This is a genomic window from Roseateles sp. UC29_93 (assembly GCF_042695725.1).
GTDB classification, from domain to species: Bacteria; Pseudomonadota; Gammaproteobacteria; order Burkholderiales; family Burkholderiaceae_C; genus Roseateles; species Roseateles noduli_A.
Genome location: NZ_CP170545.1, coordinates 3,196,090 through 3,210,147, shown reverse-complemented (window position 1 = coordinate 3,210,147; position 14,058 = coordinate 3,196,090). Strand labels below are relative to the sequence as shown.

12 protein-coding genes and 1 pseudogene are annotated in these 14,058 nt (G+C 66.3%); 11 read left to right on the top strand and 2 right to left on the bottom strand.

Features of this window, described 5'->3' with window-relative positions; all coding sequences use genetic code 11:
* Positions 1-245: 245 nt before the first annotated feature.
* Positions 246-737 (bottom strand): tetratricopeptide repeat protein, encoded by a 492-nt coding sequence (locus tag ACFJIX_RS14890; RefSeq protein ID WP_377161323.1) that lies wholly within the window; start codon positions 735-737, stop codon positions 246-248.
* Between the two features lie 657 nt (positions 738-1,394).
* Here ACFJIX_RS14890 and ACFJIX_RS14885 point away from each other — a divergent pair.
* The 7 genes from ACFJIX_RS14885 (at position 1,395) to ACFJIX_RS14855 (ending at position 8,385) form a co-directional block, all read left to right on the top strand.
* A complete protein-coding gene (locus ACFJIX_RS14885) occupies positions 1,395-2,234 on the top strand; it encodes a flagellin (protein WP_377161321.1) in 840 nt (279 codons plus the stop codon).
* A 501-nt stretch (positions 2,235-2,735) separates the two neighbouring features.
* A complete protein-coding gene (locus tag ACFJIX_RS14880) occupies positions 2,736-3,578 on the top strand; it encodes a flagellin (RefSeq protein ID WP_377161319.1) in 843 nt (280 codons plus the stop codon).
* 325 nt (positions 3,579-3,903) lie between these two features.
* On the top strand, positions 3,904-4,773 hold the full coding sequence (locus ACFJIX_RS14875) for a flagellin (RefSeq protein ID WP_377161317.1): 870 nt from the start codon (positions 3,904-3,906) through the stop codon (positions 4,771-4,773).
* A 164-nt stretch (positions 4,774-4,937) separates the two neighbouring features.
* Entirely contained in the window at positions 4,938-6,410 is a 1,473-nt protein-coding gene (gene fliD / locus ACFJIX_RS14870; protein ID WP_377161315.1) for a flagellar filament capping protein FliD, read from the top strand.
* 217 nt (positions 6,411-6,627) lie between these two features.
* Positions 6,628-7,062, top strand: coding sequence for a flagellar export chaperone FliS (gene fliS / locus ACFJIX_RS14865; RefSeq protein WP_377161313.1), 435 nt, complete (start codon positions 6,628-6,630; stop codon positions 7,060-7,062).
* Between the two features lie 108 nt (positions 7,063-7,170).
* Positions 7,171-7,470 carry a flagellar protein FliT gene (locus ACFJIX_RS14860; protein WP_067282807.1) on the top strand — a complete coding sequence of 100 codons (300 nt, stop codon included), beginning with the start codon at positions 7,171-7,173 and terminating at the stop codon, positions 7,468-7,470.
* 177 nt (positions 7,471-7,647) lie between these two features.
* On the top strand, positions 7,648-8,385 hold the full coding sequence (locus ACFJIX_RS14855; RefSeq protein ID WP_377161311.1) for a flagellar brake protein: 738 nt from the start codon (positions 7,648-7,650) through the stop codon (positions 8,383-8,385).
* Positions 8,386-8,466: 81 nt separating this feature from the next.
* Here ACFJIX_RS14855 and fliE read toward each other — a convergent pair whose 3' ends face one another.
* The gene (fliE, locus tag ACFJIX_RS14850; protein ID WP_377161309.1) at positions 8,467-8,787 is read right to left on the bottom strand and encodes a flagellar hook-basal body complex protein FliE; all 321 of its coding nucleotides are present in this window, start codon (positions 8,785-8,787) and stop codon (positions 8,467-8,469) included.
* A gap of 162 nt (positions 8,788-8,949) precedes the next feature.
* Here fliE and fliF point away from each other — a divergent pair, with 162 nt between their 5' ends.
* The 4 genes and pseudogenes from fliF to fliI all read left to right on the top strand — a co-directional run bounded on the left by fliF (position 8,950) and on the right by fliI (position 14,055).
* Entirely contained in the window at positions 8,950-10,683 is a 1,734-nt protein-coding gene (gene fliF, locus ACFJIX_RS14845) for a flagellar basal-body MS-ring/collar protein FliF (protein WP_377161307.1), read from the top strand.
* A 47-nt stretch (positions 10,684-10,730) separates the two neighbouring features.
* Positions 10,731-11,727 (top strand): annotated as a pseudogene (fliG, locus tag ACFJIX_RS14840) (flagellar motor switch protein FliG).
* Positions 11,728-11,839: 112 nt separating this feature from the next.
* Positions 11,840-12,631 (top strand): FliH/SctL family protein, encoded by a 792-nt coding sequence (locus ACFJIX_RS14835; protein ID WP_377161305.1) that lies wholly within the window; start codon positions 11,840-11,842, stop codon positions 12,629-12,631.
* A complete protein-coding gene (gene fliI / locus ACFJIX_RS14830) occupies positions 12,628-14,055 on the top strand; it encodes a flagellar protein export ATPase FliI (protein WP_377161303.1) in 1,428 nt (475 codons plus the stop codon). Before ACFJIX_RS14835 ends, fliI begins: the two co-directional genes overlap by 4 nt.
* The last annotated feature ends 3 nt before the right edge of the window (positions 14,056-14,058 follow it).

The window sequence follows — 14,058 nt, the reverse complement described above, 5'->3', positions numbered from 1 at the left end:
GGCTCCTGGTGGGTTGCGTTGCTGCGATGGAATGAATTCTGAAGAAACACCCATCCGTGCGACATCAGGGTGGCGCCAGATACAAGCTAGGGAGCGGGACGACCGCCTTGTCAGCCTGATTCCTACACGTTGCCAGACCCCAAAGAGAAAACCGCCGTCCGAAGCCCGTGGTTGCGGGCTCGGCGGCGGTTTTTCGGGGAGACAGCCTGTCAGGGCCGTCCCGGCGGCGACGAATCGTCGACCGTTCAGGCGGCTTGGAGGCGTAGCAATTCGGAGTCGACGATCGCCATCAGTTCCGGCGAATCGCGGCGCAGCATCTCGAGCGCCTGTCCTTCATTGAGGATGCTCAACACCTCGATCGCGGCCTTCACCTCGCCCAGACCCGACAGCGCGAAGCCGAGGGTATAGAGAGAAGGCGCATGTTGCGGCGAGAGCTCCACCGCACGATGCGCATACAACGCGGCGTCGCTCAGTTGCCCCGCGGCCAGCAGCAGCGCGCCGACGTCGGACAGCAGGTCGACGCTCATCGGCGCCATCTCCAGCGCGTTGTAGAGCAGCGCGACGCCGTCGCCGATGCGCCCCTGCGCGGCTTGCGCATAGGCGGCGTTGCGCGCCTGGGCCAGCAGCAGGCGAGCCTCGCTGGATCCCGGACGGATCGTTCCGTGACATTGTTCCTCGATCGACGCGTCGATCATCGACACGGTGGACCGTGCCTCGGTTTGCGCTTGCAGTGGCATAGACCTCTCCATGGTCGTTGGGACTCGTCGATCGAGTCCGGTCTCGAGCCGAGACCGGTCCCGGCGAAGGTGGCGGAAGCGGCGATCCCGCAAGTCGGCATCGCCAGGAGGCAGACTTTAGGGGGGCGCCCCCGTGATCGAGCACACGAAAAGCGCCGGCATTCCCCCTCAATCCCGCCGCATTCAGGCCGTAGATACCCCCATGTCCGTCGCCAGACCGACACCCGGCACGAGTCCGGGTCGAAGTCAAACGACAAACAACGCGTTGCAAGGCCTGCTTATCTCCCGGATCACAAGTCTTGACAAATTGCCCTCAAGTTCTAAGGAGAGGGGCCCGATAACCAACACAACGGGGCTGCTGAACGCAGCGACAGGCAAGCAAAGACAAGCAGTCTTGCTAGCAGGTCGAAGCAGGCAGGCGGCACGTGGTCCGGTTAGAAGGCCTGACGTTCTTGGCTTCCGATGAGGGGTGGGACGGCAACGGTTGACTAGCGTCGGACTGGGACCGAACCGGGAAATGGCCCGGGCGGTTCAGCAGGAGCATCCGAGATCCTCGACCGGTTCGCCTCACGGCGGGTCGGAGGATCGGAGGACTCAGGCGCTCATGTGTGGTTCGGCGCTTTTGCCGGTATTTACGTATAGCTGTTAGGAGCAATCATGGCCCAAGTCATCAACACCAACCTGCTGTCGCTCAACGCCCAGCGCAACACCAGCACCAGCGCCACCTCGTTGGCCACGTCGATGCAGCGCCTGTCTTCGGGTCTGCGCGTCAACTCCGCCAAGGACGACGCCGCCGGTCTGGCGATCGCCGACCGCATGAACTCGCAAGTCCGCGGCATGAACGTCGCCCAGCGCAATGCCAACGACGGCATCTCCCTGTCGCAGACGGCTGAAGGCGCGCTCTCCAAGGTGGGTGATTCGCTGCAGCGCATGCGTGAACTGGCGGTGCAGGCCCGCAACGCCACGAACACGACGACCGACCTGGACTCGATCGGTCAGGAATATGCCCAGCTGGGCTCTGAAATCCAGCGCGTCCTGGGCGGCACGACCTTCAACGGCCGCGCCATCCTGGCAGGCGACTCCGGCACGCAGACCTTCCAGATCGGCGCCAACACGACGGCCAACGACTCGGTCGACGTCACGACGACCAACATGACCACGGACACGACCATCACCGGCGTGACCAGCGGCGCGATCACCAACGCCTCGACGACGACCGACCTGGCCACCGTGATCGACAACATCGACTCGGCGATCAAGACGGTCTCGGGCGAACGTTCGAAGCTGGGTGCCTCGCAGAACCGTTTCGACGCGATCGTGTCGAACCTGCAGATCTCGGTCGAGAACCAGACCGCCGCCCGCAGCCGGATCATGGATGCCGACTTCGCCTCGGAAACCGCCAACCTGAGCCGTGCGCAGATCCTGCAACAGGCCGGCAACGCGATGATCGCCCAGGCCAACCAGGCTCCCCAGCAAGTGCTGGCCCTGCTGCGCTGATAGGACGAAGAGAATTCCGTCGACGCCAGCCGCCGGCGGATCCCCAGAACCTCGAAGGGGACGCGGTCCCCTTCTCTTTTCGCATCACCAGCACGGCCGGGGTGTGAAAAGAGAAGTCAACGAGCGAGGGTGGGGCCGGAATGGGGCTTGGGGTTCCCGGAGGGACGCCCCATGCCCCGTGGAGAGCCCGCGCCAGGCCTCAAGAAGGCTTCGTACCAAATGGCCTCCCGCGCCGGCCCAGAAATCGGCCGGGAAGGCGTTTGACACCGGCGTGCCGCAAGAGCCCGCCCACAGTGGCTCCCGCCACTTCTTCACGCCCGCCACGGGGCGTTGCAAGCTTTCTTTTCAAGAAGGCCTCAAGTCCATTCCTGCGCGTCCCGATAACTGCATCAACGGGTCCGCAATTCAACAGCAAGGGCCACGTGGTCCGGCTCAGTCGGACGATTAATCAACCGTCCGCCGAGACCGCCAGAAGGTCTTTGAAACTTGAAGGAATGAATCATGGCTCAGATCATCAACACCAACCTGCAATCGCTCAACGCCCAGCGCAACCTGTCGTCCTCGCAGTCGTCGCTGTCGGTGTCGATGCAGCGCCTGTCCTCGGGGCTGCGTGTCAACTCCGCCAAGGATGACGCCGCCGGCCTGGCGATCGCCGAGCGCATGAACGCCCAGGTCCGTGGCATGAACGTCGCGGTGCGCAACGCCAACGACGGCATCTCTCTGGCGCAGACCGCTGAAGGCGCGCTGTCCAAAGTGGGCGACTCGCTGCAGCGCATGCGTGAACTGGCGGTGCAGGCCCGCAACGCGACCAACACGACGACCGACCTGGATTCGATCGGCAAGGAATACGCCCAGCTGGGTCAGGAAATCGGCCGCGTCATCGGCGGCACGACCTTCAACGGCAAGTCCATCCTGGGCAACGACGCCGGCACGCAGACCTTCCAGATCGGCGCCAACACCAGCGCCAACGACTCGGTCGACGTGATCACCAACAACATGACCAACGATGCGACGATCACCGCAGTCACCGGCGGCGTGATCGACAACGCCTCGACGCCCGACGCGCTGAAGACCGTGATCGACAACATCGACGCTGCCATCACCACGGTCAGCGGCCAGCGCGCGATCCTGGGCGCCTCGCAGAACCGTTTCGACGCGATCATCTCCAACCTGCAGGTCTCGGTGGAGAACCAGACCGCCGCCCGCAGCCGCATCATGGATGCCGACTTCGCCGCGGAAACGGCCAATCTGAGCCGCGCGCAGATCCTGCAGCAGGCCGGCAACACGATGGTGGCGCAGGCCAACCAGCTCCCGCAACAGGTGCTGTCGCTGCTGCGCAGCTGATCCCCTTCTATCGGTTGACTCCTCAAGCACCGGCCTTCGTGGCCGGGCCTCCGAAGGCTCCGCATCGCCCCTCCGGGACCGATGCGGGGCCTTCTTTTATTGGTTGGTTAATGGCCGGTTTTCCGCCCGCTAATCGGCCAATCGGCGTTGAAGCACGTTTCGCACAATGGGAACCATCGAGCACGTAGTAACGCTCGACCACCGGTCCAACCGGCAGATCCAAACAATGACTGCGATGGCGCAGCGAGGATCCGCGGGTGAGGTCGGGAACCGACCCACCTAACCGGGATCGCAGCCAGGACAGGATCTCCGCAGGAGTGCATCAATGCCACAGACCATCAACACCAACATTGCCTCGCTGAACGCGCAACGCAATCTGAACTCATCGCAGTCGTCGCTGGCGACCTCGATGCAGCGCCTGTCGTCGGGCCTGCGGGTGAACTCCGCGAAGGACGACGCCGCCGGCCTGGCGATCGCCGAACGCATGAACGCGCAAGCTCGCGGCATGACGGTGGCGATGCGCAACGCCAACGACGGCATCTCGTTGTCGCAGACCGCGGAAGGCGCGCTGGGCAAGGTGGCCGATTCGCTGCAGCGGATGCGCGAACTGGCGATCCAGGCCCGCAACGCGACCAACGCGGACAGCGACAAGGATTCGCTGGACAAGGAGTTCGGCGAGCTCGCCAAGGAAATCCAGCGCGTCACCGCGGGGACGACCTTCAACGGCAAGTACATCCTCGGGCAGGACGCGTCGACGCCGCAGACCTTCCAGGTCGGCCCGAACACGACGTCCAACGACGAGATCACGGTCACCACGCCGAACATGTCGGAAGATGCGACGATCACCAACGTCGCCGGCCAGGACGCCAACGGCACGGGCCGGGCCGTCATCGACCGCACGGCGGATGCAGCGGCGATCGCCGCCGTCGTGGCCAACATCGACACCGCGCTGGACACCGTCAACAGCCAGCGCGCGACGCTCGGCGCGACGCAGAACCGCTTCGACGCGGTGATCTCCAACCTGCAGGTGGCCTATGAGAACCAGACCGCCGCCCGCAGCCGGATCATGGACGCGGACTTCGCGGTGGAAACGTCCAACCTGAGCCGCGCGCAGATCCTGCAGCAGGCGGGCAACGCGATGGTCGCGCAAGCGAACCAGTTGCCGCAGCAAGTGCTGTCGCTGCTCAAGGGCTGATAAGAAAAACGCAATCAATCCCCGGGTCGCCGTCCTAAAGTCGGTGCGAGGGGCGCCGATATGCAGGACAGGGCCTCACGCGGTTCACGCGAGGCCCTGTCGCGCATGGGGTTTCCGACGAGGAAATCCGGCAACAGTGGCCAGGGTCACAGGAGATCGCAACGATGGCATCCATTACTTCGGCAGGTCTCGGCAGCGGCCTGGACGTCGAGAGCATCGTCACGAAGCTGGTCTCGCTCGAAAAGCAGCCCATCACCGACCTGCAGACGCGCACCGACACGATCAAGACGCAGATCTCCGAATACGGAAAGATCAAGAGTGCCTTCAGCGCGATGCGCGACGCAGCCGCCAAGCTGGCCAATCCCAGCACCTGGGCCGCGCTCACCGCCACCTCTTCCGACACGAGCATGGCGACCGTCATTGCCGGCGCCGGTTCGGGCGCAGGCTCCTACGCGCTGAGCGTGACCAACCTCGCCTCGCCGCAGTCGTTGTCGAGCAAGGCCTTCGCGACCAACGCGACGGTCGGGTCGGGGTCGATGACGATTGAACTGGGTCAATGGAGTTCGGACAACTCGACCTTCACCGGCAAGAACGGCGCGTCGCCGGTGAGCGTCTCCATCTCGGCCACCGACACGTTGTCCAGCATCCGCGACAAGATCAACGGCTCGGGTGCGGGCGTGCTCGCCTCGGTCGTGACCGACGCCAACGGTCAGCGTCTGGTGATCCGATCCAAGGACACCGGCGAGGCGAACGGCTTTCGCATCACCACCGCCGACGACGACGGCAACGGCTCGGACGCCAATGGCCTGTCGGCGCTGGCGTATGACCTGACGGCCTCGGTCACGTCGATGACGCAGAACACCGCGGCCAAGAATGCCAACCTCACGGTCAACGGCCTGGCGATCAGTTCCGCCTCCAACAACATCGAAGGCGCCGTGGACGGCCTGACGATCAACCTGCTCAAGGGCGGCACGAAGGATCCGTCGGATCCCACGGGCGCGACGATCATTCCCGCGCAGTCCACGATCACCGTCGGCCAGGACAAGGACAGCGTCAAGAAGGCGATCAATGACTTCGTCACGTCGTACAACAGCCTCATGACGCTGATGCGCAACGACACCAAGTACGACGATGCCAACAAGACCGCTGGCACGCTTCAGGGCGACAGCACGGCGGTCGGCCTGCAGAGCCAGCTGCGCAACATCACCGCCTCGGGCAGCACCCTGGGCGGCCAGTTCGGCCGGCTATCGGACATCGGCGTGGACATCGGCGCGGACGGCACGATGAAGGTCACCGACACCAAGCTGACCAGCGCGCTGGGCAGCATGGGCGATCTGAAGAACCTGTTCATGGGTGTGGACAGCAGCGACCCGAACAACAACGGCATGGCCACGCGCTGGCGCGCCTTCGCCGACCAGGTGACCGGCTTCGACGGCTCGATCACGACCCGGACCACCGGCTTGCAGTCTCGAGTGACGGCCAACGGCAAGCGCGTGGACGAACTCGACGACCGTGCCGACGCCTACGAGAAGCGCCTGCGCGCGCAGTACACGGCGCTGGACACGCAGATGGCCAAGCTCAACGACTTGCAGAGCTACGTCAACAAGATCACCAGCATGATCAGCAGCAGCAGTTGACGCGACGACCGCGGTCGCGGTCGCGGTCGGAACAGGACCGTCGCCACCGCCCTTCTCCGGCGCTTCGAAAAGGGCGCCGACAAGCCTCCTCACGGAGGCTTTCCTTTTTCTTCACACGAGCAGAATTTCGAGACAAATTCGACACGGGGGAGGCTCAAGTTGGGCCAGCGGGGGCCGAAAACTGATTCAAGCACTTCAGCACACCGCAGCAACAATCATGTACGGCAACTCCTCCCCCTTCGCCTCCCACGGTCAGCGCGCCAGCAGCATGTACAACCGCGTCGGCGTCGAAACGGACGTGATGACGGCCTCGCCGCATCGGCTGGTGAGCCTCCTGCTGGACGGCGCGTTCGATTCGATGACGCAAGCCATCGGCGCGATCCGCTCCGGCAATGTCGAAGTGAAGAACCGCAGCCTGAGCCGTGCGGTCCGCATCCTGGACGAAGGCCTGAAGGCGGCCCTGAATCTGGAATCGGGCGAACTGGCCCTGGACCTGCGCGACCTGTATGCCTACATCTGCACGCGGCTGACCTATGCGAACCTGCGCAGCGACGATGTCGCGATCGAGGAATGCGTGAAGCTGCTGCAACCGATCAAGGAGGCCTGGGCCAGCATCGCCCCGACCGCCGCCGACCAACGTGCCGCGGCCTGAGCCCCGGGACACCCCCTTCCGCCTGACGACTTGAGAAGTTCCATGTCCAAGTACACCGCCAAGCCCCAGACCTCCGCCGCCCAAGCCGCCCCGACCCCGGACCGCCTCATGAGCACCCAACTGTTGAGCTACTACGAAGCCATCGAACAAGCCAGCGCCGACATGCTGAGCGCCGCCCGTTCGGGCAACTGGGACGAAGTGGTGAAGCTCGAAGGCGCCTGCGTGCTGCTGATCTCGCAGCTCAAGCATGCGGCTTCCAGCCAGAACCTGGGCCCGGACGAAGCGCAGCTCAAGACGCGCATCATGCAGCGCATCCTGGTCAACGACGCCGAGATCCGCCACCTGGCCGAGCCGTGGCTGGAAGATCTGGACCAGCTGATGAAGGGCAAGTCCAAGACGGTCCACTGATCGGCACGCTGATCGGTTCCTCGTCCGAGCGCCTCCGCGATCCGAGACATCGGTCACGCAAGCGGGTTCCGGACTCACGACGGCGCCGCGACCGGCCCCTTGAACGCATGGGGTCGGCGCGGCGTTTCCTTGGGGATGCGAGAGAATTTTTCCACCGAATCCTGCCGGATGCTGGCCTTGAGCGACCTGAAGCTATCCCCGAGCCCCCCCGACGCTGCGGACACCGATTTCCGGATGGACGCGCCCGGCGAGATCATGAACTGGCTGCGCGAGCTGCTGCAGTCGCAGGCGCGCATCCAGCTGTCGACGCCGGACGGCGAGGCGATCCACACGGTGCTGCGGGCGCTGGACACGCCGCACGGGATGCTGACGATGGAAGCGCCGCAGGTCGGCGGCACGCTCGCGCCGGTGCTGGCCAGCGACGAGTTGGTGGCGACGGCCTTCCTGGACAAGATCAAATTGCAGTTCGACGTCTCGGGGCTGGTGGCCATCCGCGGCGACGGCGCCGAGGTGCTGCGCTCGCCGGTGCCGCTGCGGCTCTACCGCTTCCAGCGGCGCCAGGCCTATCGGGTCGCGTCCGCCGGGCAGCTGTATCCGGCGCTGAAGCTGGCCGACCCGGCCCTTCCCCGCATCCGCGTCATGAACGTGAGCGCCGGCGGCGTCGCACTGCAGTGGCCGGCCAACGTCGTCCCCGTCCCTCAGGCGGGCGAGGAAATCGGCGGGACCCTGGAACTTGAGCGCGAAGTCAGCTTTTCCACGCTCCTGCGGATCCAGCACATGTCGGACGCCGAACAGGGCGCGCCGCGCCAGGCGGGCTGCGCCTTCGTCTCCTTGTCGCCTAACGCGGCCCGCGCGCTTCAGATCTTCATTGACCAGGCGCAGAAGCGCGAACGTTTGATGCGTCGCAGCCTCTGATCGTTCGATCCAGGAATGCAAAAAGCCGCCCCAGAGGCGGCTTTTTCGTTCGCGCGGCGCTGCTGCAGGCAGCGAAGCCGTTCAGACCTGCATGTTCATGATTTCCGAGTAGGCCGACACCAGCCGGTTGCGGACCTGCAGCGTCGCCTGGAAACCGATCTGCGCCTTCTGCATGGCGACCATGGTCTCTTCGAGGCTGACGGTCGGATTGTCCAGCTGAACCTCCCGCTGCAACCGCGACGCCTCGTTCTGCTGCGTGCTGACGGACTTCAACGCCGAGCTCATCGCATCCGCGAAGCTCGTGCCGCCCGACGCGGCCTTGGCGACCGGCTGACCCTGGGGGGTCAGGCCGGCGCGCGCCACCGCGTTGGCGAAGTCGAAGGGTTTGAGTTTCAGGTCCACGGAACGCATCGTACGGATCCACGCGCCGTCCATAGCTCCGAACTGGGGGGCCTTCTTCGGCCTGTTCCACCATTCTTGAGGGCTCCGATCGAAATAATCCAGACCTGTGCCGAGGCGTCCGCCTGGGTACTCCGTTCGACACCAGCCGTACACCACCGCCCCATGGACAACGCCCTGAGCAGCCCCGCCGCCGGACTCCCCGAGGTGCAGCAGACCGCCAAGCCGGCCGGCCTGCCCGCCCGCCTGGCGGCAATGCCCACGAAGAGCAAGATGATGCTCGGCGGCGGCGTGGCCGCGCTGCTGGCGGTCATCGTGGCGATGTCGATGATGACGGCCAAGCCCGACTACCGGCCGCTGTTCTCCGGACTGTCCGACAAGGATGGCGGCGCCGTCATCGCTCAACTCGCGCAGTTGAACGTGCCCTACCGCAATGACCCGGGCGGCGTCATCATGGTCCCCGCCAGCCAGGTCTACGACCTGCGCATGAAGCTGGCCTCGGCCGGCCTGCCCAAGGGCGGCGTCGTCGGTTTCGAACTGATGGACAAGCAGTCCATCGGCCAGACCGCCTTCAACGAGCGCCTGAACTTCCAGCGCGCGCTCGAAGGCGAGCTCACCCGCACCATCACCGCCATGGCCGACGTCGCCGACGCGCGCGTCCATCTGGCCATGCCGCAGCAGAACGGCTTCTTCCGCGAGCAGCAGAAGCCCAGCGCCTCCGTCATGCTGACGCTGCGCGGCGGCCGCACGCTGGACCGCGCCCAGATCGCCGGCATCGTCCACCTGGTGTCCTCGTCGGTGCCGGAACTGAACCCCAAAGCCGTCAGCGTGCTTGACAGCACGGGCGCCCTGCTCTCCCAGAACCCGGACGGCAACGCCATCGGCCTGGACAGCCAGCAGCTCCAGTACAAGCAGCAGATCGAAGCCAACTTGAACAAGCGGATCGCCGAGTTGCTCGAGCCGATGGTTGGCCGCGACAACCTGCGCTCGACGGTCACCGCCGACGTCGACTTCAGCCAGGTCGAGTCGACCGCCGAGGAATACAAGCCCAACCAGGGCCCGAACACGCAGAGCAGCGTGCGCCGCCTGACCTCCGAAGAGCAATCCGGCGGCACCGCCGGCGTGCCCACCGGCGTGCCCGGCGCGACCACCAACCAGGTTCCGCCGCAGGCCGCCGCGCCGATCAACGGCCAGGCCCAGCAACTGCAGCCGGCCGGGCAGTCCGGCGGCACGCAGAACCTGCGCCGCAACAACGACACGCAGTTCGAACTCGACCGCACCGTGCGCGTCACCCGCAACGCGATCGGCCAGATCCGTCGCCTGAACGCCGCCGTCGTCGTGAACCAGAAGACCGTCACCGACAAGAACGGCAAGACCTCCAGCCAGCCGCTGTCCGAGAACGAGATCCAGAAGCTGGACTCCCTCGTCAAGGAAGCGCTGGGCTTCTCGCAGGATCGCGGCGACTCGGTCAAGGTGCTCAGCGCCCCGTTCGTCTCCGACAAGATCGAGAACGCCGACGTGCCGCTGTGGCAGCAACCGTGGCTGCGCGACGTCGCCCGCGACTTTGCCGTGCCCGCCGCCCTGGTGCTGGTCGCGCTGATCGCCGTGTTCGGGCTGGTTCGCCCTGCTCTCAAGGCGGCTTTCCCGCCGCCCGTCGAACAGAAGGACGACACTGCCAGCAACAACGCGCTCAGCGTGGTGGAGGACGAACAGCTGGCGCTCGGCGGTCCGCGCGGTCCCGGCGGCCTGCCGGCCCTGGAGGCGCCGATCTCGAACGACAAGCTGGAGCGCGCCCGCCTGCTGGCCAAGGAGAACCCGATCGCCGTGGCCAACATCATGCGCGCCTGGGTCAACGGCGAGGAGCTGGAAACAGCCGCCCCCGCCGGCGGCCGCCGCTGAGCACCGCCGACCAGTACGCCCACCCGGATCGATAGCGAGACACCACCATGGACGACAAAGGCGTAGAAGACGCAGCCATCCTGCTGATGTCGCTGGGCGAGGAAGAAGCCTCCGAGGTCTTCAAGCACCTCGCGCCCAAGGAAGTGCAGAAGCTCGGCGAGACCATCGCCAAGATGAAGGTCGTGCCGCGCGAGCGCGTCGAGCGCGTGCTGGACAAGTTCGACCTCGTCGCCGAGACCCAGAGCACCCTGGTCAGCGACACCGACGAGTACGTCCGTTCGGTGCTCCGCAAGGCGCTGGGCGAGGACAAGGCCAACCTGCTGCTGGACCGCATCCTGCAGGGCTCGGACGTCTCCTCGATCGAATCGCTGAAGTGGATGGACCCGGGTTCGGGTCGCGGAACTGCTGCGCAACGAGCATCCGCAGATCGTCGCCGCCATCCTGTCGCACCTGGACTTCGACCAGAGCAGTTCGGTACTGCGCGTCTTCACCGAGCGCCAGCGCAACGAGGTGCTGATCCGCATCGCCACGCTGGACGGCATCCAGCCGATGGCGCTGAAGGATCTCAACGAGGTCATGGGACAGATCCTGGCCGGCGGCGAGCGCATGAAGAAGTCCAACCTGGGCGGCGTCAAGACCGCGGCCGAGATCATCAACATGATGGGCACCAGCGTCGAGGCTTCGGTGCTGGACTACATCCGCGAGGCCGACTCCGACCTGGCACAGAAGATCATGGACAACATGTTCACGTTCGACGACGTGGACAAGATCGACGACCGCGGCATCCAGGCCATCCTCAAGGAAGTGCAGTCCGAATCGCTCATCGTCGCGCTCAAGGGCGCCGGGCCGGAACTGCGCGAGAAGATCTTCCGCAACATGTCCACCCGCGCCGCCGAAACGCTGCGCGAGGACCTGGATTCTCGCGGTCCGGTCCGTCTCTCCGAGGTCGAGGCCGAGCAGAAGGAAATCCTCAAAGTCGTCCGGCGTCTCGTCGACGAGGGCCAGATCGTGCTCGCCGGCGGCGGCGACGACCAGTTCCTGTAATACGCTGGTCGACCCTACCGCCGACGGATACCCGCACCGATGGTCACCCGCCCACCCCGCCAAGTTCCGCCACCGCCTCGCGCCGACGGCGATCAGCAGCGCGGCAGCACCTATGGCCGCATCATTCCGCGCGAGGAGCTGTCCGGCTTCGCTGCGTGGAATCCCGGCGCCCTCGAAGGCGGCGCCGCGCCGCGCCGTCCGGCTGTCACCGCGCCCGCCCCGGTCGAACCGCCGCCCCCCGCCCCCGCCGCCCGGCCCCAGCATCGAGGAGCTGCTGCAGCAGGCCCGGCAGACCGGCTACCAGGACGGCTACCGCGACGGCATGGCGGCGCTCGACGCCTTCAAGCAGAGCTTCGCCAAGCAGATCAGCGCCCAGGTCGGACAACTGGTCGCGAGCTTCGACCAGGACCTGTCCGCGATGGAACAGGACATGGCCGACGCACTGGCGCGCACGGCCGTCGAACTGGCTCGCCAGGTCGTCCGCAATGAACTGGAAACGGCGCCGGAGCTCGTCTCCAAGGTGGCGCATGACGCCGTTGAAGCACTGTTGATCAACGCCCGCCACGTGCGCGTGCGCGTGCACCCCGACGACCTCCCGCTGGTGCTGGACGGCGCCGGCCAGGAACTGCGCGCCCGCGAGGCGCAGGTCATCCCCGATCCCACGATCGCCCGCGGCGGCGTCAAGGTCGACGCCGACATCTGCAGCGTCGACGCCTCGCTGCCGGCGCGCTGGCAATCGGCGGTCGGCGCGCTGGGCCAGACCTCCGTCTGGGAGAACCGCCGCAGCGCCGCCGATGAACAACGTGATGCGCGGCTGGACTTCCGCCTCGAGCCCACGCCGAGCCAGTACGGCGGCCTGCCCCATGGAGCGAACCAGGGCGCGCCCGAGGACCGCGAGTCATGAGCGCACGCACCGACCGCTGGCGCCAGTATTTCGACGACCTGCAGGCCTTCGCCGGCAATGCGCCGCCGATTGAGCCGCAGGGCAAGCTGGTGCGCGTCGCCGGCCTGGTGCTGGAAGCCACCGGCGTGAAGGTGCCGGTCGGGTCGGTCTGCGAGATCCACATGCCCTCGACCGCCGCCTCGCCGCGTCGCGGGCAGCGTCCGGTCACGGCGGAGGTGGTCGGGTTCTCCGGCGACCGCGCCTACCTGATGCCGACCGACGAGATCCAGGGCCTGTCCAGCGGCGCGATGGTGCTGCCGCGACCGGCGGCCCTGCACGGCCCCGTGCTCGGCGAGGAACGCCATCCCTGGCGGCGCGACGAGGATCGCGGCCTGCATCTGCCGATGGGCGACGGCCTGCTGGGTCGCGTCGTCGATCCGCAGGGCCAACCGATCGATCGCCGCGGCCCGCTGGCCGACATCCGCGATGAACCCATGGTCCGCCGCCCGATCAACGCGATGGACCGCGACCCGGTCCGCCGTCCGCTGGACACGGGCGTGCGCGCCATCAACTCGCTGCTGACCGTCGGCCGGGGGCAGCGCCTGGGCCTGTTCGCCGGCACCGGCGTCGGCAAATCGGTGCTGCTGGGCATGATGGCCCGCTACACGCAGGCGGACGTCATCGTCGTCGGCCTGATCGGCGAGCGCGGCCGGGAAGTGAAGGAATTCATCGAGGACATCCTCGGCGAGGAAGGCCTGCGCCGCAGCGTCGTCGTCGCCGCCCCAGCCGACGCACCGCCGCTGCTGCGGATGCAGGGCGCGACCTATGCCACCGCGATCGCCGAGCACTTCCGCGACCGCGGCCAGCACGTGCTGCTGCTGATGGACTCGCTCACCCGCTACGCCATGGCGCAGCGCGAGATCGCCCTCGCCATCGGCGAACCGCCGGCGACCAAGGGCTATCCGCCTTCCTGCTTCGCGAAGCTGCCGCAACTGGTGGAGCGCAGCGGCAACGGTTTGGCCGGCGAAGGCTCGATCACCGCCTTCTACACCGTGCTGTCCGAAGGCGACGACCAGCAGGACCCGATCGCCGACGCCGCCCGAGGCATCCTGGACGGCCACATCGTGCTCAGCCGCGAGTTGGCGGAGAGTGGGCACTACCCTGCGATCGACGTGGAACGGTCCATTTCGCGCGTCATGACCAGCGTGGCCGACAAGCGCCATGTCGAACTGGCGCGCCGTTTCCGGCAATTGCTCGCGAAGTACAACAAGGCGCGCGACCTGATCCAGCTGGGCGCCTATCAGCCCGGCCATGATCCCGAGTTGGACATGGCGGTCCGCCTGCACGGCGACATGGACCGATTGCTTCAACAAGACATGCATTCCCCCGCTTCTTTGAACGATTGCCTCAATCAGTTGACCGCCACACTTAACTTTGCGGGATAGCTG